We start from the raw sequence: 23040 nt of genomic DNA, 5'->3' as shown, positions 1-23040 counted from the left end.
AGGTCCAGAGGTGCTCGCCCGATCCGCCATGGTCGAGTCGAGCCCCCGGTGGACTAACGTCGAGTGCAGTGTCGTGAGCGAGATGGGAGGACTCAATCGTGGGCAGGTTCGAGGAGTACACGCCGGCCGAGCTAGAGCAGCGTGAGCGCGACCAGCAGGACCCCGTGTTCGTGGCTTGGCTGGCTGCGATGTACGACGAGCTCGCGTTGTTCTTCGAGAAGGACGTGCCGGACATGCCGGCCGACCCGTGGACTGTGGAGGGGTTGCGGCACGCGGAGCAGGCGGCCTTGCGCTGGTACTGGGACCGGGAGCCGGGCGACCTGTCGTGGCGGCGCGAGCGGGAGAAGCGGTTCCAGCGCTACCTGGGTGAGGTGTTCGTCCGCAACTTCGAGGGCTCCTGGCGGTGGATCGCGATGCGGCCCCAGAAGTCCTCGGACAAGGAGCCGGTCATCGACGAGCCGGCCATGGGCAGCTACTTCGAGGTCGCCCGACATGTCGGGGCTGCGATGTCCGAGCGCACGGGCGAGAAGTGGGCGCGGTTGTTTGGCCGTGCGCAGAAGAACTATGACGCCTGGGTTGAGGCGGGCCGGTTGCCTCCCAAAGAGTGGGAGGACTACCTCCTCGCGCAGGACATGAATCGGCTCGGCGTCGGCGATGGTCCCGACTGAGGCGGAGTTCGTTGCGTACGTCGCCCGCAAGCAAGAGCGTGGCGAGGTGCCACGTGACTTCGACGGTTACAGCGAGGCGCTCGAACGGTGGGCGCACGCCCGTCAGGTGGGCGATGCATGGGTGGTGGAGATCCACGCTGGCCTGGACTGCAGGCTCGATCGTGGATACAGCCAGGAGGCGTACTACTCGACGAAGCTGGGTCGGCGCTTCCACGATGTCGGTGTCGAGCTGGAGCACCCGTTGGCGATCGAAGCCAAGGCCGGTGGCACCAACGCCGAGCACGCCTTGCTGCAGCTGCGCAAGGATCGAGAGCTGCTCGAGCGCGATGGCACCATGCTCTGGTTGGTGCGCGACATGGGCAAGATGCCGCCCGCGGTTCGGGGCCGGATGGACGAGCTGCGCGAGATCTACCCGGACACGTTCATCGTGCGAGAGATCACCGATGCGAACGCTGGCGAGGTGTTCGAGGAGCTGCGAGAGCTGCTGCGTAGCAAGGAACTTGAGCACTGGTCGGAGCGCGAGAGGACGTTGGCCGACGACCTGGCGCTAGCCGAGGAAGATCCGGCCGCCGCCCAGACGCAGCGGGCCGCGCTGAGCGAGGAGCTGGCGTTGGTGCGCGCCCAGCGTGCGGAGATCCAGCACGACTTAGTCGCTGTGGTGGATCAGCGGGCGGAGCGAGCCGCTCGGTCCCGACCGATCGGCCTTGCTGCGCGCATTGCGGAGCAACGTGCTACCCAGCTGCCTGGCCAGTACGCCCAGGGTTTGTCATACGTCGCGAGGGTCGCCCGTGGGACGCGCAGTCGGGATGCGGGACTTGAGCGCTGAGAGACGCAATGAGCGTCGCGGGGAGACTTGGCGGTTCGGGAACGGGACGCTCCGTCGTACCCTGGGTGTCGCCATGAAAACCTATGAAGTCCGCACCCACGGGTGCCAGATGAACGTCCACGACTCCGAGCGCATCAGCGGCCTGCTGGAGTCGGCGGGCTATACGGACGTTGGGGCTCTGGCGAAGGCCGAACGACCCGAGGCACCGGACGTCGTCGTCTACAACACCTGCGCGGTGCGCGAGAACGCCGACAACAAGCTGTACGGCAACCTCGGCCACCTGCGTCCCGTGAAGGATGCGCACCCCGGCATGCAGATCGCTGTCGGCGGCTGCCTCGCGCAGAAGGACCGCGGCGAGATCGTCCGGCGGGCTCCGTGGGTCGACGTGGTCTTCGGGACGCACAACGTCGGGTCGCTGCCCGTCCTGCTGGAGCGCGCCCGGCACAACGCCGAGGCGCAGGTCGAGATCCTGGAGTCACTCGAGACGTTCCCGTCGACACTGCCCACGCGGCGCGACTCGGCGTACAGCGGCTGGGTATCGATCTCGGTGGGCTGCAACAACACCTGCACGTTCTGCATCGTCCCGGCCCTGCGCGGCAAGGAGAAGGACCGCCGCCCCGGCGAGATCCTTGCCGAGATCGAGGCGCTGGTCGAGCAGGGCGTCGTCGAGGTCACGCTGCTCGGACAGAACGTCAACTCCTACGGCGTCGAGTTCGGGGACCGGCTGGCATTCGGCAAGCTGCTGCGCGCGTGCGGCGACATCGAGGGACTGGAGCGCGTGCGCTTCACCAGCCCACACCCGGCTGCCTTCACCGACGACGTGATCGACGCGATGGCCGAGACGCCCAACGTCATGCCGTCCCTGCACATGCCGCTGCAGGCCGGATCCGACAAGGTCCTCAAGGACATGCGCCGCTCCTACCGGTCGGCGAAGTTCCTCGGCATCCTCGACCGGGTCCGCGACCGCATGCCCGAGGCCGCGATCACGACCGACCTCATCGTGGGCTTCCCGGGCGAGACCGAGGAGGACTTCGACGAGACGTTGCGGGTCGTACGCGAGGCTCGGTTCTCCTCCGCCTTCACCTTCCAGTACTCCATCCGTCCTGGCACTCCGGCCGCGACCATGCCCGACCAGCTCCCGAAAGCCGTGGTGCAAGAACGGTTCGAGCGCCTGCTGAAGGTCCAGGAGGAGGTTTCCTGGGCGGAGAACCGCGCGGTCGAGGGCCGCGCCGTCGAGGTCCTCGTCGCACCCGGCGAGGGCCGCAAGGACGCCGCGACCCATCGCATGTCAGGTCGGGCCCAGGACAACCGTCTCGTGCACTTCTCGGTGCCGGAGGGCGTGGACCGTCCGCGGCCGGGAGACGTGGTGACCGTCGAGGTGACGTACGGCGCGCCGCACCATCTCGTGGCCGACTCAGGTATCGAGGGAGGCGCCTTCTCGATCCGCCGAACGCGTGGCGGTGATGCGTGGGAAGCGTTGCAGGAGAACGCTGCTGACGGTGTGACCAAGAAGCCTGCAGTTGCGCTGGGAATGCCACGCATCGGCAAGCCGGCGACCGCTGAGGTCGCCGCACCTGCCTGCGGCATCTGACTCCTAGTCCGCGAGGAAGGCCGGGACGCGGTCCTTCGGCCGACCGATGATCGCGCGGTCACCCTTCACGATCACGGGACGCTGCATGAGCCGCGGGTGCTCCAGCAGCACGGCCACGACCTGATCCGCAGTCGCGACGTCAGCATCGGTGAGCCCGAGCTCCTTGAACGCCGCGTCCCGACGAACCAGATCCGTCGGCTCGTCCTCGAGCTTGGCGAGCAGCGCTCGGAGCTGATCGGCGTCCAGCGGATCCTTGAGGTACTGCACGACGTCGGCGTCGACACCGGCCGCCGTGATCTCGTCCTGGGCGGCGCGCGAGGTCGAGCAGCGCGGGTTGTGCAACAGCGTCACATCACTCATGCCGCTGACCGTATCGCCCGTCTCGGACAGCCTCACGACACGATGTCGCGGACCGCCCGCGCGGGTGCCGAGAGCGGACGATGCCGCGCCCAGACGAGGCCGACATCTCGTCCGGCGCCGGCGCCCAGCAGGGGAGTGGTCGCCACACCGGCGCTGTAGCGCGGCGTCTGCTCCGCAGGCAGCAGCGCGACGCCGATCCCGGCCGATACCAGGCCGGCAACGGTGTGCAGGTCTTGGCACTCCACGACGATCCGTGGCTCGAATCCTGCTGCGGCACAAGCGTCGTCGAGCATCTGGCGCATGCCGTACTCAGGGGGCATCGAGACGAACGCCTCTCCCTCGAGCTCCTCGACACGTACGCCACGACGGGTCTCGACAGCGTGACCAGGCGGGACGGCCAGCACAACGGACTGGCGCATCAGCCGTCGCCAGGTCACCTGCCTCGAGGTCGGTTGCGGCGACAGGATCCCGAGGTCGAGGCTGCCGTCGATCACGCCGTCCCGGATGACGTCGGCAGCGTCCTGCACGAGCTCGAACGACAGGCTGGGGTCGTGCTCGCGGGCACGACGGACCAGGTCGGGCACCAGCCAGGTGCCGAACGAGTGGAGGAAGCCCAGGCGTACGACGCGTGGTCCCTCAGCGGTCAGGTCGGCGACCACCTGCTCGGCCAACGCGAGCTCACGGTCCGCGCGGCGGACGTGCTCGGCGTACCGGTTGCCGGTGTCGTTCAGAGAGAGCCGGCGGCCGTGGCGGTCGAAGAGCGGGACACCGAGTCGTCGTTCGAGCCGCCCGAGCATCCGGGACAGCGTCGGTTGCGACATCTGCAGCCGAGCTGCCGCGGCCGTGACGTTCTCCTCCTCGGCGAGGACGACGAACCAGCGGACGGCGTCTCTCATGCACAGCACTTTATGCGTCTAGTGCATGAGTCAGCGATCAAAGATTCATTTCCGTATGATCGGCGCGGCCGTCAGCATGGGAGGCATGAGCCACGCCCCGACCGAGCCCGCGGGCTACCAGCGCGGTGATGCGGGCTACCGGCGGATCACTGCGGCGCTCTTCGCGGCCGGCATGACCACCTTCGTGGCGATGTACGCCGCCCAGGCCGTTCTCCCGCAGCTCGCCGACGACTTCTCGGTCTCTCCCGCGACGTCGGCGCTGGCCGTGTCTGCGACGACGGGCATGCTCGCCCTCGCGATCATCCCGGCGAGTGCGCTGTCCGAGCGCTTCGGCCGGACCCGGGTGATGGCTTCTTCCGCGCTGCTGTCGGCAGTGATCGGCGTGATCGTGCCCTGGGCGCCGTCGATGGAGGTGCTCGTCGTGCTGCGCGGGCTGGAGGGGCTGGCCCTGGCCGGAGTTCCCGCGACGGCGATGGCCTACCTCGCCGAGGAGGTGCACGCCCACTCCCTGGGTGCTGCCATGGGTCGATACATCGCGGGTACGACGATCGGTGGGCTGGCGGGGCGACTGCTGGCTTCGTTCGTGCTCGATGTGAGCAGCTGGCGGTGGGCGCTCGAGGTGGCGGCTCTCGTCTCGCTCGCCTTCACTGCATGGTTCCTGCGCCTGGCGCCACCGTCGGAGCACTTCCGGCCGCAGCGCGTCGGCTTCCTCACGACGGCACGGAACCTGCTCGAACACCTCCGGGAGCCCGACCTGCTGGCGCTGTTCGCGAGCGGACTCCTGCTGATGGGAGGCTTCGTGTCGGCGTACAACATCCTTGGATTCCGTTTGCTGGCAAGCCCGTTCGATCTCCCTCAGACGATCGTCGGTCTGGTCTTCCTCATGTACCTGTCGGGCACGGTGTCGTCGGCTATCGCCGGTCGGCTCGCGGATCGGGCCGGACGCGGCGCGGTGCTGGTGATGAGTGAGGGGACCGCGCTGGCGGGCCTCGCTCTCACGTTGCCGAGCTCGCTGATCTGCGTGCTGGTCGGAGTGCTGCTGTTCACGGCCGGGTTCTTCGGAGCGCACGCGGTGGCGAGCGGCTGGGTGGGGCGCCTCGCTCACGAGCACCGCGCGGAGGCGAGTGCGCTCTACCTCTTCGCCTACTACGTCGGCAGCTCGGTCGCCGGAGCGTGTGCGGGGCTGGCGTACAGCGCTGCCGGATGGAACGGTCTGGTCGGTTACGTCGCGGGCCTCTATCTCCTCGCGGGAGCAGTGGGTGTGCTCCTGTGGCGCTCCCGGAGCGCGCCGAGCCGTCACGTTCAGTCGATGCCGACTGCGGTCATGTCGTAACCTGCGTCCATGGCTTTGATCTCTCGTCCCGCGCGCCAGTGGTGGTGGCTGTCCTGACCGGCGGCCGCTGACGAGACCTCTTCTTCCTTCTCACGCCGCCCTCGGGCGGCGTTTGTCATGTGCGGCGACGTGTCCCGGGGGCCTCACCCCAGGAGTACTCATGAACACCCTGACCGAACCTTCATCCGCCCGTCGGGACCGGTCGTACGACGTCGCGCGGGAGCGCAGCGACGTGCTGCAGCAGATCATTGACGACCCGACCAGCCCGGCACACGCTGAGCTGCGGATGCTGACCGGCGACCGGCCCACCGGAGCCCTGCACATCGGCCACTACCTCGCCAGTCTGCGTAACCGAGTTGCGTTGCAGGACAAGGGCGTCGAGACGTACGTCATCATCGCCGACTACCAGGTGATCACCGATCGTGACCAGATCGGAGCGATGCGGCAGAACGTGCGGGGGCTGGTCCTGGACTACCTCGCGGCCGGCATCGATCCGGCCCGGTCGACGATCTTCTGCCACTCGGCCGTCCCGGCGCTCAACCAGCTGATGCTGCCGTTCCTGTCGTTGATCACGGACGCCGAGCTACGACGCAACCCGACGGTGAAGGAGGAGCTGGCGGCCACCGGTGCTCGCGCGCTCAGCGGTCTGCTGCTGACGTATCCGGTGCACCAGGCGGCAGACATCCTGTTCTGTCACGGCAACGTGGTGCCTGTTGGCCGGGACCAGCTGCCGCACGTCGAGCAGACTCGACTCATCGCCCGTCGCTTCAACACCCGATATGCAGGCGGCGCAACGGTGTTCGCTGAGCCCGACGCGTTGCTCTCTCCCACGCCGAACGTGCTGGGGATCGACGGCCACAAGATGGCCAAGAGCCGTGGCAACGCCATCGCTCTCTCGGCAACCGCCGATGAGACCGCTGACCTGATCCGTCGAGCACGTACCGACTCCGAACGGACGATCACCTACGAGCCGGACCGGCGGCCGGAGGTCGCCAGCATGCTCGAGACGGCGGCGCGCTTCCTCGGCGACTCGCCTCAGTCGCTCGCCGAGCAGATCGGTCACGGGGGAGCGGCCAGGCTGAAGGCTGTCACGACGGCCGCGGTCAATGACGGCCTGGCCGACCACCGAGCCCGACGCGCAGAACTGGCCGAGGACCTGTCGTACGTGGATCAGATTCTGCGGGAAGGAAACTCGCGGGCGAACGAGGTCGCGGAGAAGACCCTTCAGCGGGTGCGCGAGGTGATGGACATGGCGTACTGAGTCAGCGCTTCACCGCTTGCAAGGTGTAGGTGCAGGGGAGACGTTCGGGCTGGTCGGTCAGGCGCCACTCACCCGACTCGTCCCGCGTCATGAGGCCCGGCAGCGCCTCCCATGGGGCCGAGTCGTGCTCGGTGAGTTCCGTGAGGGTGAAGCCATGAGCCAGCAGCGCGGTCACGATCTCCCCTAGGCCATGATTCCAGTCCATCGTGGTGACCGAGGTGAACTCGTGGTCGGTCTCGACGTAGGTGGTGCCCTCGTTGATGACGACCGGCTCCTCGCGCTCGAAGTACGGGTAGACGAGGTGAATCTTCTGGTCGTCGTCGGTGTCGAGCGACCAGAGCATCGGGTGGCCCTCGCGGATGAACAGCCGGCCACCCGGTCGCAGCAGCTCGGCGACGGTCGAGGCCCACCGGTCGATCGACGGCAACCAGCAGATCGCGCCGATGCCGGTGTAGACGAAGTCGAAGGTCTGCCCGTCGAGGGCGGCTGGTGCGTCGTAGACATCGCACTCGACGTAGGGGATCTCGACGCCGGCGCGACTCGCCAGGGATCGACCCTCCGCGAGGGACGCGGGGGAGAGGTCGACGCCGGTCATCGTCGCGCCGAGGCGGGCGAGCGAGAGCGTGTCGGTACCGATGTGGCACTGGAGGTGGACGCCGTCCTGGCCACTGACATCACCGAGTCGCAGCGTGTCGAAGGCGACCACTGCGCTGAGCTCGGTGTCGCTGCTCAGCAGCCGGTCGATGTCGTAGTCCGGTGATGCGGCGTGGACGGCGGCGCGCTCGTCCCAGTTGGCGCGGTTGCTGGCGAGGTAGTCGGTCACCGTGCCAGTGTCTCGGCGACGGCAACCGATTAAGGAGCTCTGCCCGGCTCCCGGCCAGGGTGGGCCGAACCGGTCCTCAGTGGGCGACCCGAGCGGTCTCGGGAGACGGTTCCTGGCGACGGGTGATGAGCCAGCCGAAGGCGCCGGCGACGAAGAACATGAGGACGCCGTACACCGCCGCCGGAACGGCCATGTCGTCCTGGTCGAGCACATTGAGCGCGACCGCAATGGCGAGCGTGCTGTTGTGGATCCCGATCTCGAACGACGTCGCGATGGACTGCCGACGATCGACGCCCAGGAGGCGAGGCACGACGAGCCCGGTGCTCAGGCTGACGAGGCAGAACAGCACCGAGATGACCCCGACATCTGCGATGTAGTCACCGATCTCGTCCCGTGCGCCGAGCAGCGCGCCCACGATGACCAGGGCCAGGATCACGGCCGACGCGATGCGGACCGGGCGGTCCATGCGGTCGGCGAATCCACGGTTGCGCGCGCGGACGACCATGCCGATCACGACCGGCACCAGCACCACCGCGAAGACCTGGATCATCTTGCCGAACTGGAGGCCGACCTCCCCTTCGCCGTCGAGGAAGTGGTCGAGCGCCAGATTGGTGATGATCGGCAGGGTGGCGATCGCGAGTACGGAGTTGATCGCCGTGAGGGTGATGTTGAGTGCCACGTCGCCGCGGAACAGGTGGCTGAACAGGTTCGCGGTCGTGCCGCCCGGCGAGGCCGCGAGCAGCATGAAGCCAACGGCCAGCACCGGATCGAGATCGAAGGCGACCACGAGCCCGAAAGCCACCGCAGGCAGCACCAGGACCTGGCACAGCAGGGCGATGGCGACAGCTCGTGGGTGTCGCAAAGCGCGGGTGAAGTCGGATGCGCTCAGGGACAGCCCGAGGCCGAACATGATGATCGCCAGAGCGATCGGCAGCCCGACAGTGGTCAGCGGCGAGTCCATGCGGCATCTCACCACGCCGGTCCGGTCGATGTCTTCGAATTAGGTCAAACGACCAACTTCGGAGAGTCGCACTGGGTCCAGGCGTTCGTACACCGCCTGGCACCGTTGGCAGGCGCAGGTGCGGGTCGCGTGCATGGTGCCTTCGTTGCGGGCGGTGCCCGGGCGAAGCAGTGGTTCGGGCCCGCCGGACGGGGACGCGAAGGTTGGCTGCACGACCGGCTCCGGATCGGGATCAGCGCTGCCTGCGTTGCAGCACGAGCACGAGGTGTAGCCACGGTTGCGGCCGTCGTGCCAGTCGGCGGGGTGCTGGCAGGTCCGGCACCGGTGCAGGAGAACGCTCATGGGACGAGCGAAGACCTTCGAGCAGGTCGAGGGTCAAGGAGCGGAGTCCCGGCGGGGTGGCCGGAGCACGAAGAAGCTGGTCCGAGCCTGGTACTCGCGGTAGCCGGGTCGCTCGGCCAGATGGCGCTCGAGCAGTCGGGCGCCGGTCGCGACGACGAGGAACCAGACCATGGCGGCTGGCGACAGAACGGTGAGCACACCCGGCCAGACCGCTGCCGCGATCAGGTAGATGCCGATCCACACACATGCGTCGCCGAAGTAGTTCGGGTGACGGGACCAGCCCCACAGCCCGGAGTCCATGACCTGGCCACGCCGACCCGGATCCGCCTTGAACGCTGCCAGCTGACGATCGGCCACTGACTCGACCATGACGCCGCCAACCGCGGTCACCACGCCGAGCACCATGACGGCCCGGCCCACACCGCGAGGCGGACCGGTCACGGCACTGACCTGGATCGGCAACGAGATGAACCACTGCGCCACACCCTGCGTGACGAACACCTTCCGCAGCACCGCACCGGTGCCGGCGCCGTCGAGCAGCTGCGCGTAGCGCGGGTCCTCACCGCCACCCCGCGAACGGCGCCAGATGTGCCAGCTGAGGCGCAGCCCCCAGAACCCGACCACGAGAAGCAGCAGCACACGCCGGAGTCCGTCCCCGTCCCCGACGATCGCAGCCACCACTGCAACGGCGGCCAGTCCGAGCCCCCAGGCGACGTCGACGACGTTGTACCGCCCGATGCGGTGCCCGATCCAGAACGTCGTGCCCTGCACGACGGCGAGCAGCGCCACGCACACGAGGGTGAGAGTCAGGAAGTCACGCATACGGCGCGCTCCACGAGCCCGGACGCATAGGCGGCAGCGCGCTGGGGCCGTCCTGCCGGCGTACGGCAAGGATCTGGTCCACTCCCATCCGGCCCTGCTCGAAGCTCAGCAGGCCGCCGGCGAGGTAGAGCTCCCAGACGCGCACGACCTCGACGCCGACGAGCTTCTCGAGCTGCTCGCGGTTCGCGTCGAAGCGTCGCTGCCAGGCGCGCACCGTCCACGCGTAGTGCTCGCGCAGGGCGTGCACGTCGCGGACCTCCAGCCCTGCTCGCTCCAGCAGCCCGACCGTGTCGCCGACCGGGCGCATCGTCATGTCGGGGGCGATGAACGCCTCGATGAACGGCCCGCCTCCTGGGTGGCGACCCGAGCGGGACATCTGCTGCACGAGCACCCGCCCATCGTCCTTCACACAGCGGGTGAGGGTCTCGGCGTACGCGGGGTAGTTGCGTTCACCGACGTGCTCACCCATCTCGAGGGAGGACACCGCGTCGTACGGCATGTCGGTGATCTCGCGGTAGTCCTGCTGCTTGATCTCGACCAGGTCTTCGAGACCGAGCGTGCGAATCCTGTTGTCTGCGAACGCTTTCTGCTCGGCCGAGATGGTGACACCCTTGACCTTGGCGCCGTAGACGTGCGCGGCATAGATCGACAGGGAGCCCCAGCCGCAGCCCACATCGAGCAGCCTCATGCCGGGACGCTGATCGAGTCCGAGCTTGCGGCAGACGAGGTCGAGCTTGTCCTCCTGGGCGTTCTCCAAGGTGTAGGTCGCAGTCTCGTCGCCGCTCAGCTCGGCACCCGTGACGTACGCGCACGAGTAGGCCATGTGCTCATCGAGCACGAGCGCGTAGAACTCGTTGGACAGGTCGTAGTGGTGGCTGATGACGGCCTTGTCCCGACGCATGGAGTGGAGGCGACCGGAGACCGCGATCTGGGTGCTGGGCATCGGCGGAGGTGGCCGGAGCACGTCCCACTCCCGAGCCAGCCGTGCGACCTGGGCGAGCAACCGAGGCGACGGGCGTACGGCCGACAGCTGGCGCGCGCCGACGATCCGCCACAGGTGGCGCAGACCCCCGGCGAGATCGCCCTCCAGCTCGATCTCGCCGGAGACGTACGCCTGCGCGGCGCCCAGCTCGCCCGGGCGCCAGATGAGGCGACGCAAGGCCTGTGGCGAGTTGATGCGGACGTGCGGTGCGCCCTCGGGGCCAGCGCTGCTGCCGTCCCAGGCGGACAGGCGTACGGGGAGCTCGCCCTGCACGACCGGCTCGAGGAGGCTGGCGATCTGGTCGGCTACCGGTGCCGGTGTCATGCGTTCTCCCGGGTGTAGGTCAGCTGGTGCACGTCGAGGTAGCCGGAACGGAAGCCGCCCTCGGAGTAGCGCAGGTAGAACGTCCACATCCGCCGGAACACCTCGTCGAAGCCGAGCGCCTCGAGCGTCTCCGTGGCGTCGGCGAAGGAGTTGGCCCAGCGGCGCAGGGTCTCGGCGTAGCTGTCGCCGATGGCGAAGTCGTCGACGCAGCGCAGGCCGTGCTCGCCCGCGGCGTCGTCGAGCATGCGGGTGGAGGGCAGCGCGCCGCCCGGAAAGATGTACTTGTGGATCCAGGTGTAGCCGTCTCGGGTCTCCTCGACCCGCGCGTGCGGCATCGTGATCGCCTGGATGACCGCGCGGCCCCCAGGCGCGAGCGTCCCTTCGATGCTCGCGAAGTACGTGCCGAGGAAGTCCAGCCCGACGGCCTCGACCATCTCCACGGACAGCACGGCGTCGTACTCGCCGCGCACCTCGCGGTAGTCCTGGAGCCGCACCGACACGAGGTCGGACAGCCCGGCGCCGGCGATCTTCTGCTCGGCCCAGCCGTGCTGCTCGCTCGACAAGGTGATGGTGTCGACGCGCGCACCGCGCTGGGCGGCGCGCAGGGCGAGCTCACCCCAGCCGGTGCCGATCTCGAGCACTCGGCTGCCCACACGAACGCCGGCCTGGTCGAGCATCCGGTCGATCTTGCGGTGCTGTGCCGTGACCATGTCCTCGTCGGCTCGCTCGAACAGCGCTGACGAATAGCTCATCGTCGGGTCCAGGAACTGCGCGAACATCTCGTTCGAGAGGTCGTAGTGGCGCTCGACGTTGGTGCGCGAGTTGTGGGGGTCAGGGCGGTCTGCCCGAGGCTGACGGGCGAGGTACGCCGACCGCATCCGTTTGAGGGGCGCGGGCACCAGAGCGTCGATCCCGCTCGCGAACGCGGCGATGAGGCCCGCCAGGTCGTCACTGTCCCACTCGCCCGCCTGGTAGGACTCGCCGAACCCGATCAGCCCGCTCGTCCCGATGCGACGCATCAGTCTGGACGGGTCGTGGATCTGCATCGTGGGCGCGGCCGGATCCATGGCGGCGCCGCCGAGTCGTACGCCGTCGGGCATGTCCACCCGCAGCGGCAGCCGGCGCACGGCTCGCCGGAAGATCGAGCGAGTCACTGCGGCGGCTACCGCCGACTTGGCGCGGGGCGGGACTCGGGCGACGTCCGGCCAGCGCTCGGGGTCGACCGATGGCCGGGCGATGGTGGGGGCGAGCGTGGTCATGCGGCCTCCTGACGGGAGTGGGCAGGTCGGGGGATGACAGGAAGTCCGCGCAGCCACAGGCGGATCCCTTGGAGACGGATGCGCGCGGACATCGCGTGCGAGGCAAGGGGCACACGGAGCGCTGCGCGCAGTAGGTCGACGCCGCTCTCGACCGGACGACCGCGCCAGGTCGCGACGAACGGTCGCTGGTCAGGTGCGTGCAGCGTGATCCGCACGTCGAGCCGGTCGCGTGGGACCGGGACCGACATCGTGTACGAGCCGCGGGTGTCGTTGAACGGCGAGACGTACAAGGCCTTCTCGACGTTCGCGACTTCTCGTTGGTCCGGTCGCACGACGTACGCGTGGCGTCCGCCGTAGGTGTTGTGGACCTCGGCGATCACACAGGCCAGCTGGCCACCACGGTCCCAGCACCAGTAGAGCGTCAGCGGGTTGAAGACATGCCCGAGGCTCCGGGCGCCGGCGAGGGCGAGCACGCGTCCACCGACCAGGTCGACGCCGTGCTCGTGGGCGAGCTGATCGACGTTCTCGCGCCAGGACCGACTCGGGTCGCCTACGTGGTCGCCTGCCTCGAAGGACACGAATGCCCTGATCCACCAGGGGATTCCAGCGGGCGTACGCCTGGCACCGAGGGCGTCGAGGTCGATCAGCCAGCTGCACGACGCGTACGTGAAGTCGTGCCTGATCGGTGACGTACGGGTGTGCCTCACCTCGGTGAGCAGGAGCTGGGCTGGTCGGTGTCTCACCAGCGGCCTCCGAGCGCCTGGGCGGCGCGTAGCCCGGAGGCCGCGCCGTCCTCGTGAAATCCGGACCCTTGGTAGGCGCCGGCGAACGCCACGCGGGTGTCGGAGAGGCCCGGCAGCTGCCGCCGCGCACGCAGCGCGGTCGCCGTGTAGAGGGGGTGCTCGTAGGTCATCTCGGCGATGACCTGGTTCTTGTCGATCCGATGAGATCCGTTGAGGGTCACCAGAACTCGCTGACCGTCAGGGCTCGGCAGCCGCATCAGGCGAGTCAGGTCGTACGTCACCAGGACGCCCTCGCCGGACTCCTCGGGGACCAGGTAGTTCCACGATGCTCGGGCACCGACATGCGTCGGCAGGACGGAGCTATCGGTGTGCAGCTGGGCTGGGTTGACCGAGTAGGTCAGAGCCGAAAGCACCTCGTGCTCCTGCAGACTCGGCTCGCTGAGGATGCTGAGCGCCTGGTGCGGATGGGTCGCGACGACGACACCGTCGTACGTCTCGGTCTGCCCGACGGCATCGGTGACCGTGACCCCGGTTGGCGTTCGGTGCAGGTCTGTCACCGGTGTCGCCAGGCGGACATCGCCGATCCCTGCGAGCACACGGTCCACGTACGTCCGCGAGCCGCCGACCACCGTGCGCCAGGTCGGCGAGCCCTTCACGCTGAGCATGCCGTGGTGGTCCAGGAAGGTGAGCAACGACCGCGCGGGGTAGTCGAGCGCGCGGTCCGGGTCGCAAGACCAGACCGCCGCCACGAGCGGCCGGATGAACCACTCGATGAACGCCGGTGTGTACGCCCCTCGGCCCAGCCAGTCGCCGAGCGACTCGTCCGCGTCGCCGGTCGGCGCCTCGTCCAGCAGGCGGCGAGCGGCGCGGTGGAACGGCCGCACCTCGGTCAGCATGCGCAGGTACGACGGGCGCGCGACCGTGCGCGGATCGGCGAGGAGACCGCGCAGACCCTGGCCACCGGCGTACTGGATCCTGCCGCGCGCATGCCAGACCGACATGCTCATCTCGGTCTCCTGAGTCGCGACGTCGAGCTCTCGGAACAGCCGCTGCAGGGTCGGATAGGTCCGGTCGTTGTGCACGATGAACCCGCTGTCGACCGCGACCTGCTGGCCGTCGACCAGGGTGACGTCGTGGGTGTGGGCGTGGCCGCCGGCGCGTTCGTCGGCCTCGTAGACCGTCACGTCGTGCGAGTGACGCAGGACGTGCGCGGCGACGAGGCCCGCGACGCCCGTGCCGATCACTGCTGCGCGAGGCTGTCCGGCCATGGGTGGCTCCTTGATTCAGAGTCGGTGAGATGCCGTCACGCGTGGTTCGGAGCAGGGCCGCACGTGGATGGGTCGGGCGAGGTCCTGCGACGATGGGGCCGATGAGCCACCCCGACCAGCCCGAGTCCCGACCGCCCGTGATCGCGGTCGTCGGGGCCACTGCAACGGGCAAGTCGGACCTCGCGATCGCCCTCGCTCAGCGGCTGGACGGCGAGGTCGTCAACGCCGACGCCTCTCAGCTCTACCGCGGTATGGACATCGGTACGGCCAAGGTGCCGGTCGCCGAGCGTCATGTGCCGCATCACCAGCTGGACGTGATGGACATTCATGAGGAGGCGAATGTTGCCGCGTACCAACAGGACTCGCGGGTGGACATCGCGGACATCCAGCAGCGGGGGAGGCGCCCGGTGCTGGTGGGCGGTTCGGGGCTCTACGTCCGCGCTGCCCTCGACGTACTCGACATCCCGCCCACGGACCCGACCGTGCGGGCAAGGTGGGAGGCGGAGCTCGAGGCGCGCGGGGCCTACGCGCTCTATGAGGAGCTGACCCGCCTCGACCCCGTAGCAGCCGCTCGGATGCTCCCGGCGAACGGCCGTCGCACCGTACGAGCCCTCGAGGTGATCGAGCTCACGGGCCGCCCCTTCAGCTCCTCCATGCCGAGGCGCGAGTTCCTGCAGCCGAGCGTCATGATCGGCCTCACCGCGCCGCGGGACGAGCTCGACCAGCGCATCACGGACCGCGTCGAGCGGATGTGGGCGGACGGGCTGCTCGACGAGGTGCGCGCGCTGGAGCAGCGCGGGTTGCGCGAGGGACGTACGGCCAGTCGAGCGATCGGCTACGCGCAGGTGCTGGGCCAGCTCGACGGCGAGCTCGACGAGGCACAGGCGAAGGAGGCGACGGCCGCGGCCACGCGACGTCTCGTACGCCGGCAGGAGTCCTGGTTTCGCCCGGACCCGCGGATCGTCTGGCTGCCGTACGACGCGCCGGACCTGGTGGACCGCGCTCTGTCGGTGGTCACAACCGGCGAGGGTCCAGGTCTGTCGGCCACAATGGCGCCGTGACGACCATCGACTTCGCCAAGGGCCACGGCACGCACAACGACTTCGTGCTCGTGCCCGACCTCGACGGCGCCCTCGACCTGACCGAGCAGCAGGTGGCGCACCTCTGCAACCGGCGGGGCGGCATCGGCGGCGACGGCCTGATCCGCATCGTCCGGACGGGCAAGGTCGCGGACGCTCCTGAGGGCATCGATCCGGACCTGTGGTTCATGGACTACCGCAACGCCGACGGGTCGGCCGCCGAGATGTGCGGCAACGGCACGCGAGTCTTCGCCGAGTACCTGCGGACACGAGGTCTCGTGACCGACGACATCTTCGAGATCGGCACCCGCGCCGGCACCAAGCGGATCAGCACGGTGCCCGATGGCTACGCCGTCGACCTCGGCACGTGGCAGCTCGCCCGTGAGGAGGACGCCGAGCGGCGGGGGATGGACTCGGTCGTGCAGGTCGTCGGCGCTCCGAGCGCGTTGCCGGCGCTGAGCATCGACCTCGGCAACCCCCACACCGTGGTCGCCCTGCCGACCGAGGTCTCACTCGACCAGCTCGATCTGACGGACGCGCCGCACGTCGACCCGCGCCCACCGCATGGCACCAACGTGGAGCTGGTCCGACCGATCGGCCACGGACACATCGCGATGCGGGTGCACGAGCGCGGCGTCGGCGAGACACAGTCGTGCGGCACTGGTGCTGCAGCGGCCGCGATCGCGACCTGGTGGTGGGGCAACCGGCCGCAGGACCAGCTCGACTGGACCGTGGACGTACCCGGCGGGCGCCTCGGCGTCCACCTCGACGGCCAGCGCGTGGCCCTGTCCGGTCCCGCTGTGATCGTCGCGGAGGGCCGCGTCGAGCTCCCGATCGCTTAGCCCGCGGGGCGGCGTACCTGCAGGATCCGGAAGCCCTTCACGCTCGTCATCCGTGACACCTCGAGATCGTCGAGCTGCTCGGCGATCCACCGGTGCAGGGAGTCCGAGCCGAGATTGCGCTGCACCACGAGGTACGCCGACCCGCCCGGCGCGAGGCGCGGCAGCCAGGTGCGCATCAGCTCGTGCAGGACGGCCTTGCCGACCCGGATCGGCGGGTTGGACCAGATCAGGTCGAACCGCAGGTCGGCCGGCACGTGGTCAGCAGTCACGGCTCGAATTCCCTTGGCGCCCAACGACTCTGCGTTGATGCGCGTCAGGTCGAGAGCGCGCTCGTTGACGTCAACCGCAAACACCGTCGCCGACGGCGAGCGCAGCGCGAGAGTGAGCGCGATCGGCCCCCAGCCACACCCGAGGTCCAGGAACGTCCCGCTCGTGGGCGGGGCTGGAGCGTGCTGCAGCAGCACCGAGGTGCCCTGGTCGATCCGGTCGGGGGAGAACACGCCGCCGGCCACCTGAACCGGCCGCGACACACCGGCGAGCGGCACCGTGATCGTGCGGCGCTCATCGGCGCTGGCGGGTTGAGCGGAGAAGTAGTGGTCAGAGGACATCGCGTCGCAGGCTATCCGGCCAGGACATTTGTCACGAGCGCGCGGGGATCGCCGACCCTGCCGCGAGCGCGGCCGCTTCCTTAGCGTCGGTGGTGTGAACAAGCACCAGCGAGAGGACAGCCCGATGTCGAGGAACAGAGCAGTCGGTACATGGGTCACGGCAGTCGGCCTCGGAGTCATCGGATGGGCGCTCGCCCGCGCCGCCGACGTGCCGATGGAGGTCAAGACCGGCGGCAGCACGGAGCGGATCGGTCTGGTCAGCGTGGTCCTGGCCTCCGCGATGGCAGGCGGGGGAGCCGTGCTGTCCCATCACTGGCTCAGCCGCAGGCCACACGGTGAGCGCACGTGGCGGATCGTGTGCGGGGCCTTGCTGGCGGTCTCGATCCTGGTCGGCCCCCTCGCCGGCACGACCACCTCGACGAAGCTGAGCCTGATCGCGCTGCACCTGGTGGTCGGGATCGCGCTGATCGTGAGCTTGAGCGGCGTTCCAGCGCGCGAGGAGCCCGCACCGCTCGTGCCGGCCCGCGGGTAGCGTGGCCCGGTGCCTCCGACCGCGGCGCGTCGCCGTACGCGGCTGACCGAGGACCGCAGCTCACCCGTCCTGCCGCGCTGGCTGCTGCGCTGGGCGCGCGACGGCGTCGGGCCCTGGCCGGTGATCCCGTGGCTCGTCATCTCCCTCATCGCACCGATCTCACAGCTGCGGGCTCTTGCTTCACCCTGGGCCGTGCTCGTGGTGCTCCTGCAGACCGCGGCGTTCTTCGCCCTGACGATTCCGGCCGGTCGCGGCGAGTCCGTACGCCGACCGGTCGGCCTCGCGGCGCTCGCCGGGCAGGTGGCGATCACCATCGCGGCCGTGGCGGCCTGGGGTGAGGACTGGCAGACGTTGTTCGTGCTCGGAGCGATCATCGCCGGTGCGGGGCTGGACGCCAGCGCGGCGCCCTTGGCAGTCCTGGCGGTCACGGCCGTCGCGACCCTCACCCTGGGCCTGGTGCGCGACGACTGGGAAGTGGCCTGGATCATCGCGCTCAACTGCTTCCTCGCAGGCATCGCGACCTACTGCGTCTACTGGCTCTTCACCGCCGTGCACGAGCTCTCCCGCACCCGCGAGGAGCTGGCGAGTGCTGCGGTGTCCCGGGAGCGGCTGCGGTTCGCTCGCGACCTGCACGACGTGCTCGGCCACACCCTCTCGGTCGTGGTCGTCAAGGCCGAGGCCGTACGCCGGATCGCGGCTCGCGACCCGGCTGCGGCCGCGCAGCACGCGGGAGACATCGAGACCATCGGCCGCGCCGCGCTGCAGGAGGTCCGGGAGACCGCGAGCGGCTATCGCACCTCCTCGTGGCAGCACGAGATCGACTCGGCGCGACTGGCGCTCACCGCAGCGGGCGTCGACCTCATGGTCAGCGGCGACGCGGCCGGCCTCTCGCCGGCTGTCGAGCGCACCGTCGGCTGGGTCGTGCGGGAGGCGACCACCAATGTCGTACGCCATGCCCAGGCGACCACCTGTCGGATCGAGCTGGTCCGCGAGGGCAGCGAGGTCCAGGTGAGTGTCGCGGACGACGGGCAGGGAGGCAGTGGCGCGGAGGGCAACGGGTTGAGAGGGTTGCGCGAGAGAGTCACGCAGTCGTCCGGATCGGTCCGGATCACCCATGACAGCAACGGTTTTCGGCTGGTAGCCCATCTGCCCGTCGCCGACGAGGAGACACCATGACCGAGCCGATCCGGTCCTGCTCGCCGAGGATCAGGCGATGATGCGCGGCGCGTTGTCGTTGCTGCTGGGACTTGAGGACGACCTCGAGGTGGTCGCCGAGGTGGCTGACGGTGACGCCATCGTGCCGACCGCTCTCGACCACCGTCCCGACATCGCCGTCCTCGACATCGAGCTGCCCGGACGGTCCGGACTCGACGCAGCCGGAGACCTCGCCAAACAGCTGCCCACCTGCGCGGTGGTGATCGTCACGACGTTCGGTCGCCCGGGCTACCTCCGACAGGCGATGGAGTCCGGTGTCCGCGGCTTCCTGGTCAAGGACCGCCCGGTCGAGGACCTCGCCGACGCCATCCGCAAGGTCCATCGCGGCGAGGTCGTGATCGACCCCGACCTGGCCGCTGCAGCGCTGCGCAGCGGTCCCAACCCGCTGACGGACCGGGAGCGTGAGGTGCTCGCCGAAGCCCGCAGCGGTCGTACGGTCGCCGATATCGCAGGCACGCTCTACCTGTCGGAGAGCACGGTCCGCAACTACCTGTCGGCGGCCATCGCCAAGACCGGGACACGCAACCGCATCGAGGCCGCACACGCCGCTCGCGAACACGGCTGGATCTGAGCGGTCACAGCGACGTTCACCCAGGCGTCACGAGGGGCACGCTCACCGGCCATCACGGCCCGTCAGGCTCCAGTCATGGTTGACCTCACTCGGCGTACCCGTCCTGACCTCGGCGATCGCGGGAGCGGGCGTCGCTGCCCTCGGCGCGCGACCCGCGTCTGCCGCGTCCCTCGTCGTGTCCGGCCGACCCGCGCTGACCCACGGCGTGATGTCCGGTGACGTCACCACGGGCAGCGGTGTGGTCTGGGCGCGCTCCGACCGTGTCGGTCGACTCGTCGCGGAGTACGGCCGCGGCCGCTCGCGCCGCGTGGTGCGCGGACCCTGGGCCACACCGGACACCGACCACACCGCCAGGCTCGCCCTGCACGGCCTACGTGCGGGCGAGGAGTACGACGTCCGCCTCGCCTTCGAGGGCAAGGACGGTCACCTCGGCGAGTCCGGCACGGCGCACTTCCGCACCGCACCGATGCGCGGTGCGCAGTCCTTCGTGTGGACCGGCGACACCGCAGGTCAGGGCTGGGGCATCAATCCCGATCTGGGCGGCATGGTCGGCTACCGCACGATGCACGAGCTGCGGCCCGACTTCATGATCCACTCCGGCGACACGATCTATGCCGACGGACCGATCGCCGAGAGCGTCACCGAGCCGGACGGGCAGGTCTGGCGCAACGTCGTGATCCCGGAGATCACCGAGGTCGCCCAGACGCTCGGCCAGTACCGCGGTCGGCACCGCTACAACATGACCGACACCAACATCCGGGCGATGTACGCCGACGTGCCGCTCCTCGCGCAGTGGGATGACCACGAGACGCTGAACAATTGGTACCCAGGCGAGATCCTGGACGACCCGCGCTACACCGAGCGGCGAGTCGATGTGCTGGCCGGGCGAGCCAAGCAGGCGTGGCGTGAGTGGCAGCCGATCGGTGAGGCGGACGCGCGCGGCCGGCGTACGGCTGATGGCCGAAACCGCATCTATCGCAAGGTGACTCGCGGTCGCCACCTCGACGTCTTCTGCCTCGACATGCGGACGTTCAAGAGCCCCAACACCGCAGGGCTGGAGAAGCACCGCACGGCGATCTTCGGCAATGAGCAGACCGAGTGGCTCATCCGGGAGCTGCGACGCTCAAAGGCGACCTGGAAGGTCATCGCTGCCGACCTGCCGCTCGGCGTCATCGTGCCCGATGGCGAGGTCAACCAGGAGAGCATCGCCAACCGTGATCCCGGCAAGCCACTCGGTCGCGAGCTCGAGCTCGCCTACCTGCTGCAGCAGATCAAGCGGCACGGAGTGCGCAACGTGCTCTGGGTGACGGCGGACGTGCACTACACCGCGGCCCATCACTACGACCCCGCACACGCGGCGTTCTCCGACTTCGACCCGTTCTGGGAGCTGGTGGCGGGGCCGATCTCGGCCGGTGCCTTCGCGCCGAGCCCGATGGACGCGACCTTCGGTCCAGAGGTGGTCTTCGCCAAGGGCGCGTCCTACGCCAACCAGTCGCCTCGTTCGGGCAAGGCGCACTTCTTCGGCCACGTGGCGATCGATGAGTCCGGCCTGTTGACCGCGAGCCTGCGCGACATCGCCGGTGAGGTGCTGTGGTCGAAGGACCTGCAGCCGCAGTCGAGCTGACGGACTGTCCGAGACCGCCAGCGGTCGAGGCGCAGAGCCCGTAACCTGTTCGTGACCTAAGCAGGCAAGGGAACGGCATCGGACACATGGGCGAACGCCAGCGCGCACGACAAGGCCGGCACACGCGAACCGCAGCGAGACAACGCACGATCGGGACGGCGCTCGTCGTCCTTGCACTCCTCGGAGCCGGCGCTGGAGCCCTCGCTTCAGGGGTGCTCTCGAAGGGCACAGATGATGTCGGCGCCGCGTCCACCGCGCCGTCGAGCACTACTGCAGCCACCTCGGACGAGGCCTCTCAGACGTCGCCGGGGACCACGTCGTCGGCGTCTGGCCCGACCTCGACGCCCGCGCCGACGACGACCACCGTCCGGATTCCGCAGGCAGAGAGTGCACGCCCAGTGCTGAGGTCACGCTCGTCGACCAGCTCGGGCCGGAGCTCGACGTCGCGATCGTCGACGGGCGACCCGTCGAGCTCGTCGTCGCCCTCGCCGACCGGTGGCGGTGGCGGCGGAGGGCCGTACGCGGCGGCCGTGGTGCGTCTGGTCAACGACGCCCGCCGAGACCATGGTTGTGGACCGGTGACGGCTGACCCCCAGCTCGGGGCGGCGGCGTACAGCCACGCGAAGGACATGGTCGACCACACCTACTTCTCGCACACCGGACTCGATGGCTCCTCGGCGCAGACGCGCTCAGAGGACGCCGGGTTCGCCGGGCAAGGCGGCTGGGAGAACATCGCCGCGGGTCAGTCCGATCCGGCCGCCGTGATGGACTCGTGGATGAAGAGCCCCGGACACCGCGCCAACATCCTGAACTGCGACCTCAATCGGCTCGGCGTCGGTTATCACCCGGGGAAAGTCGACCCGGCTTATGGGGGCGGATCTTGGGTGCAGGACTTCGGCACGAAGTGATATAGCGCCTTATGGCAGCGTTGTCATTGACGTGTGAATGTGAATTCCTACTCATGCGTACAGAATTCGCTCGCAAGATGGCGACGGCATATCCACACCTTTGATCTCGGCGCCGGTAACGTGCCCCGGGTATCCAGCACGATCAGGGGCGAGGGGTCAAAGCGGAGCATGAGCGAACCATTGTCGACACGAGCAGAAGCACGAGCACTATCGGCTCGCAACGCACGGCGTCGGCTGGCGCTGCTGATCCCGGCCCTCCTCATCGCGGTCGCGACCGCGAGTGCTTTGGTGTGGTTGCGGTTCGGCGGCGTGGGCACGCCTCGCGTGCAGGCCGACGAGATCAGGCACGCCACGAGCGCCACACCGGGCCCTGAACGCCCGGCCTCCTCGGCGCCGTCCGGCGGGGCCACGCTCACGGCGCAGCACGAGCTCGGGGGCCCGGCACCTGGTGAGCCGCCCAGCGCGACCCCGGCACCCTCCACGTCGGGCACTGCGGGCAGCACCCCCAGGGGGAAGTCGACCGTCGGCAGTCCGCTGCGGACGTCCGGCGCCGGAGTGACCCTCGGCCCGTTGTCGGGCCTGCCCGGGGCCCCCGCCCCGTCGGGGGAGCCGAGCGTGCCCGGTCTGCCGCTCCCGACCGCGCCGCCCACGGCGCCGCTGCCCACCTGGCCGCCACTGCCGAGCCCGACCGTCACCGCCAAACCTTCACCGTCGTCGACGCCTAAGCCGCGGAAGCCGGGCGACCCGCCGTCGACCCCGCCTGCACCGGTGCCCCCGCGGATCGGCCAAGCGGTCGCCGAGGTGCTGCGGCTGACCAACATCGAGCGCGACAAGCGTGGCTGTGACCCGCTGCAGGCGGACCCGGCGCTCAGTCGCGCCGCACTCGCGCACTCCAAGGACATGGCGATGCGCCACTACTTCTCGCACTTCAGCCGTGACGGCAGAAGTGCGTACGCCCGGATGGACGACGCCGGCTATGCCGGCCTCCCCGCCGCCGAGAACCTTGCTGCCGGTCAAGACACGCCGACAGCGGTCGTCAAGGCCTGGATGAACAGCCTGGGGCACCGCGCAGCCATCCTGAACTGCGGCCTCAACCGCATCGGTGTGGGCTTCTACCCGGGCGAGGTCTCACCGCGCCTCGGGTCAGGTGTCTGGGTCCAGGACTTCGGCATCTCCTAGCCGTAGATCCCCATGCGAGCGCC

The 23040-nt window shown here is 69.2% G+C and carries 25 protein-coding genes; 13 read left to right on the top strand and 12 right to left on the bottom strand.

Annotated elements, in window-relative coordinates:
* The first annotated feature begins 98 nt into the window (after positions 1–98).
* The 3 genes from VV02_RS17855 (at position 99) to miaB (ending at position 3085) form a co-directional block, all read left to right on the top strand.
* Positions 99–668: a hypothetical protein gene (locus VV02_RS17855; protein WP_052593674.1), complete on the top strand. Its 570-nt coding sequence runs from the start codon at positions 99–101 to the stop codon at positions 666–668.
* Positions 655–1494 (top strand): ATP synthase subunit B family protein, encoded by an 840-nt coding sequence (locus VV02_RS17850; protein WP_052593672.1) that lies wholly within the window; start codon positions 655–657, stop codon positions 1492–1494. Before VV02_RS17855 ends, VV02_RS17850 begins: the two co-directional genes overlap by 14 nt.
* Before the next feature lie 73 nt (positions 1495–1567).
* Complete coding sequence (miaB, locus tag VV02_RS17845) at positions 1568–3085, top strand: tRNA (N6-isopentenyl adenosine(37)-C2)-methylthiotransferase MiaB (RefSeq protein WP_052593669.1); 1518 nt, start codon at positions 1568–1570, stop codon at positions 3083–3085.
* Positions 3086–3088: 3 nt separating this feature from the next.
* Here the strand turns inward: miaB and arsC are convergent, their stop codons facing one another.
* Entirely contained in the window at positions 3089–3445 is a 357-nt protein-coding gene (gene arsC, locus VV02_RS17840) for an arsenate reductase (glutaredoxin) (protein ID WP_052597203.1), read from the bottom strand.
* Between the two features lie 32 nt (positions 3446–3477).
* Positions 3478–4341, bottom strand: a complete 864-nt coding sequence (locus VV02_RS17835; protein ID WP_052593667.1) for a LysR family transcriptional regulator — start codon at positions 4339–4341, stop codon at positions 3478–3480.
* 85 nt (positions 4342–4426) lie between these two features.
* On the opposite strand from VV02_RS17835, the gene VV02_RS17830 reads away from it, so the two are divergent.
* Positions 4427–5674 carry an MFS transporter gene (locus VV02_RS17830; protein ID WP_218917438.1) on the top strand — a complete coding sequence of 416 codons (1248 nt, stop codon included), beginning with the start codon at positions 4427–4429 and terminating at the stop codon, positions 5672–5674.
* On the opposite strand, the gene VV02_RS26480 is transcribed toward VV02_RS17830, so the two are convergent.
* Positions 5644–5793 (bottom strand): hypothetical protein, encoded by a 150-nt coding sequence (locus tag VV02_RS26480; protein WP_157063446.1) that lies wholly within the window; start codon positions 5791–5793, stop codon positions 5644–5646. The genes VV02_RS17830 and VV02_RS26480 overlap by 31 nt on opposite strands.
* Positions 5794–5834: 41 nt before the next feature.
* Between VV02_RS26480 and trpS the strand changes: the two genes are divergently transcribed.
* Positions 5835–6935, top strand: a complete 1101-nt coding sequence (gene trpS / locus VV02_RS17825) for a tryptophan--tRNA ligase (RefSeq protein ID WP_052593664.1) — start codon at positions 5835–5837, stop codon at positions 6933–6935.
* Between the two features lies 1 nt (position 6936).
* Here the strand turns inward: trpS and VV02_RS17820 are convergent, their stop codons facing one another.
* From VV02_RS17820 to VV02_RS17785, 7 genes are all read right to left on the bottom strand, one after another.
* Positions 6937–7758 carry a class I SAM-dependent methyltransferase gene (locus VV02_RS17820; RefSeq protein ID WP_052593662.1) on the bottom strand — a complete coding sequence of 274 codons (822 nt, stop codon included), beginning with the start codon at positions 7756–7758 and terminating at the stop codon, positions 6937–6939.
* 76 nt (positions 7759–7834) lie between these two features.
* On the bottom strand, positions 7835–8719 hold the full coding sequence (locus VV02_RS17815; protein ID WP_052593660.1) for a bile acid:sodium symporter family protein: 885 nt from the start codon (positions 8717–8719) through the stop codon (positions 7835–7837).
* Positions 8720–9094: 375 nt separating this feature from the next.
* Entirely contained in the window at positions 9095–9883 is a 789-nt protein-coding gene (locus VV02_RS17805; RefSeq protein WP_052593655.1) for a DUF1295 domain-containing protein, read from the bottom strand.
* Positions 9876–11189, bottom strand: coding sequence for an SAM-dependent methyltransferase (locus tag VV02_RS17800; RefSeq protein ID WP_052593653.1), 1314 nt, complete (start codon positions 11187–11189; stop codon positions 9876–9878). Before VV02_RS17800 ends, VV02_RS17805 begins: the two co-directional genes overlap by 8 nt.
* Entirely contained in the window at positions 11186–12448 is a 1263-nt protein-coding gene (locus VV02_RS17795) for an SAM-dependent methyltransferase (RefSeq protein WP_052593650.1), read from the bottom strand. The genes VV02_RS17800 and VV02_RS17795 overlap by 4 nt, the downstream gene beginning before the upstream one ends.
* Positions 12445–13191 (bottom strand): DUF1365 domain-containing protein, encoded by a 747-nt coding sequence (locus VV02_RS17790; RefSeq protein WP_052593648.1) that lies wholly within the window; start codon positions 13189–13191, stop codon positions 12445–12447. Before VV02_RS17790 ends, VV02_RS17795 begins: the two co-directional genes overlap by 4 nt.
* Entirely contained in the window at positions 13188–14459 is a 1272-nt protein-coding gene (locus VV02_RS17785; protein WP_052593646.1) for an NAD(P)/FAD-dependent oxidoreductase, read from the bottom strand. Before VV02_RS17785 ends, VV02_RS17790 begins: the two co-directional genes overlap by 4 nt.
* Positions 14460–14560: 101 nt before the next feature.
* Between VV02_RS17785 and miaA the strand changes: the two genes are divergently transcribed.
* Both miaA and dapF read left to right on the top strand, forming a co-directional pair.
* Entirely contained in the window at positions 14561–15520 is a 960-nt protein-coding gene (gene miaA, locus VV02_RS17780) for a tRNA (adenosine(37)-N6)-dimethylallyltransferase MiaA (RefSeq protein ID WP_052593645.1), read from the top strand.
* Complete coding sequence (gene dapF, locus VV02_RS17775; RefSeq protein ID WP_052593643.1) at positions 15517–16380, top strand: diaminopimelate epimerase; 864 nt, start codon at positions 15517–15519, stop codon at positions 16378–16380. The genes miaA and dapF overlap by 4 nt, the downstream gene beginning before the upstream one ends.
* Here the strand turns inward: dapF and VV02_RS17770 are convergent.
* Positions 16377–16988 carry a class I SAM-dependent methyltransferase gene (locus VV02_RS17770; RefSeq protein WP_052593641.1) on the bottom strand — a complete coding sequence of 204 codons (612 nt, stop codon included), beginning with the start codon at positions 16986–16988 and terminating at the stop codon, positions 16377–16379. The genes dapF and VV02_RS17770 overlap by 4 nt on opposite strands.
* Positions 16989–17112: 124 nt before the next feature.
* Here VV02_RS17770 and VV02_RS17765 point away from each other — a divergent pair, with 124 nt between their 5' ends.
* The 4 genes from VV02_RS17765 to VV02_RS17750 all read left to right on the top strand — a co-directional run bounded on the left by VV02_RS17765 (position 17113) and on the right by VV02_RS17750 (position 20930).
* A complete protein-coding gene (locus VV02_RS17765) occupies positions 17113–17520 on the top strand; it encodes a DUF6069 family protein (RefSeq protein WP_052593639.1) in 408 nt (135 codons plus the stop codon).
* Between the two features lie 9 nt (positions 17521–17529).
* Complete coding sequence (locus VV02_RS17760) at positions 17530–18696, top strand: sensor histidine kinase (RefSeq protein WP_052593637.1); 1167 nt, start codon at positions 17530–17532, stop codon at positions 18694–18696.
* Positions 18665–19306, top strand: a complete 642-nt coding sequence (locus tag VV02_RS17755; protein ID WP_052593635.1) for a response regulator transcription factor — start codon at positions 18665–18667, stop codon at positions 19304–19306. The genes VV02_RS17760 and VV02_RS17755 overlap by 32 nt, the downstream gene beginning before the upstream one ends.
* Positions 19307–19385: 79 nt before the next feature.
* Positions 19386–20930: an alkaline phosphatase D family protein gene (locus VV02_RS17750; RefSeq protein ID WP_245633123.1), complete on the top strand. Its 1545-nt coding sequence runs from the start codon at positions 19386–19388 to the stop codon at positions 20928–20930.
* A 295-nt stretch (positions 20931–21225) separates the two neighbouring features.
* Here the strand turns inward: VV02_RS17750 and VV02_RS26475 are convergent, their stop codons facing one another.
* The gene (locus tag VV02_RS26475) at positions 21226–21477 is read right to left on the bottom strand and encodes a hypothetical protein (protein ID WP_157063444.1); all 252 of its coding nucleotides are present in this window, start codon (positions 21475–21477) and stop codon (positions 21226–21228) included.
* A 31-nt stretch (positions 21478–21508) separates the two neighbouring features.
* Here VV02_RS26475 and VV02_RS26470 point away from each other — a divergent pair, with 31 nt between their 5' ends.
* On the top strand, positions 21509–21838 hold the full coding sequence (locus VV02_RS26470) for a CAP domain-containing protein (RefSeq protein WP_245633122.1): 330 nt from the start codon (positions 21509–21511) through the stop codon (positions 21836–21838).
* 168 nt (positions 21839–22006) lie between these two features.
* Positions 22007–23017 (top strand): CAP domain-containing protein, encoded by a 1011-nt coding sequence (locus tag VV02_RS17740; RefSeq protein WP_083450257.1) that lies wholly within the window; start codon positions 22007–22009, stop codon positions 23015–23017.
* The last annotated feature ends 23 nt before the right edge of the window (positions 23018–23040 follow it).

This window comes from Luteipulveratus mongoliensis, from assembly GCF_001190945.1.
GTDB lineage: Bacteria > Actinomycetota > Actinomycetes > Actinomycetales > Dermatophilaceae > Luteipulveratus > Luteipulveratus mongoliensis.
Note: the sequence above shows the minus strand (reverse complement) of the source record. Positions and strands in the feature narration are given on the sequence as shown.

Coding starts and splice junctions, on each gene's coding strand:
- VV02_RS17805 (WP_052593655.1), bottom strand. CDS start 9,883: ATGCGTGACTTCCTGACTCTCACCCTCGTGTGCGTGGCGCTGCTCGCC.
- arsC (WP_052597203.1), bottom strand. CDS start 3,445: ATGAGTGATGTGACGCTGTTGCACAACCCGCGCTGCTCGACCTCGCGC.
- VV02_RS17835 (WP_052593667.1), bottom strand. CDS start 4,341: ATGAGAGACGCCGTCCGCTGGTTCGTCGTCCTCGCCGAGGAGGAGAAC.
- VV02_RS17770 (WP_052593641.1), bottom strand. CDS start 16,988: ATGTCCTCTGACCACTACTTCTCCGCTCAACCCGCCAGCGCCGATGAG.
- VV02_RS17785 (WP_052593646.1), bottom strand. CDS start 14,459: ATGGCCGGACAGCCTCGCGCAGCAGTGATCGGCACGGGCGTCGCGGGC.
- VV02_RS17740 (WP_083450257.1), top strand. CDS start 22,007: ATGAGCGAACCATTGTCGACACGAGCAGAAGCACGAGCACTATCGGCT.
- VV02_RS17765 (WP_052593639.1), top strand. CDS start 17,113: ATGTCGAGGAACAGAGCAGTCGGTACATGGGTCACGGCAGTCGGCCTC.
- VV02_RS26480 (WP_157063446.1), bottom strand. CDS start 5,793: ATGACAAACGCCGCCCGAGGGCGGCGTGAGAAGGAAGAAGAGGTCTCG.
- VV02_RS17850 (WP_052593672.1), top strand. CDS start 655: ATGGTCCCGACTGAGGCGGAGTTCGTTGCGTACGTCGCCCGCAAGCAA.
- VV02_RS17795 (WP_052593650.1), bottom strand. CDS start 12,448: ATGACCACGCTCGCCCCCACCATCGCCCGGCCATCGGTCGACCCCGAG.
- trpS (WP_052593664.1), top strand. CDS start 5,835: ATGAACACCCTGACCGAACCTTCATCCGCCCGTCGGGACCGGTCGTAC.
- miaA (WP_052593645.1), top strand. CDS start 14,561: ATGAGCCACCCCGACCAGCCCGAGTCCCGACCGCCCGTGATCGCGGTC.
- VV02_RS17830 (WP_218917438.1), top strand. CDS start 4,427: ATGAGCCACGCCCCGACCGAGCCCGCGGGCTACCAGCGCGGTGATGCG.
- VV02_RS17800 (WP_052593653.1), bottom strand. CDS start 11,189: ATGACACCGGCACCGGTAGCCGACCAGATCGCCAGCCTCCTCGAGCCG.
- VV02_RS17815 (WP_052593660.1), bottom strand. CDS start 8,719: ATGGACTCGCCGCTGACCACTGTCGGGCTGCCGATCGCTCTGGCGATC.
- miaB (WP_052593669.1), top strand. CDS start 1,568: ATGAAAACCTATGAAGTCCGCACCCACGGGTGCCAGATGAACGTCCAC.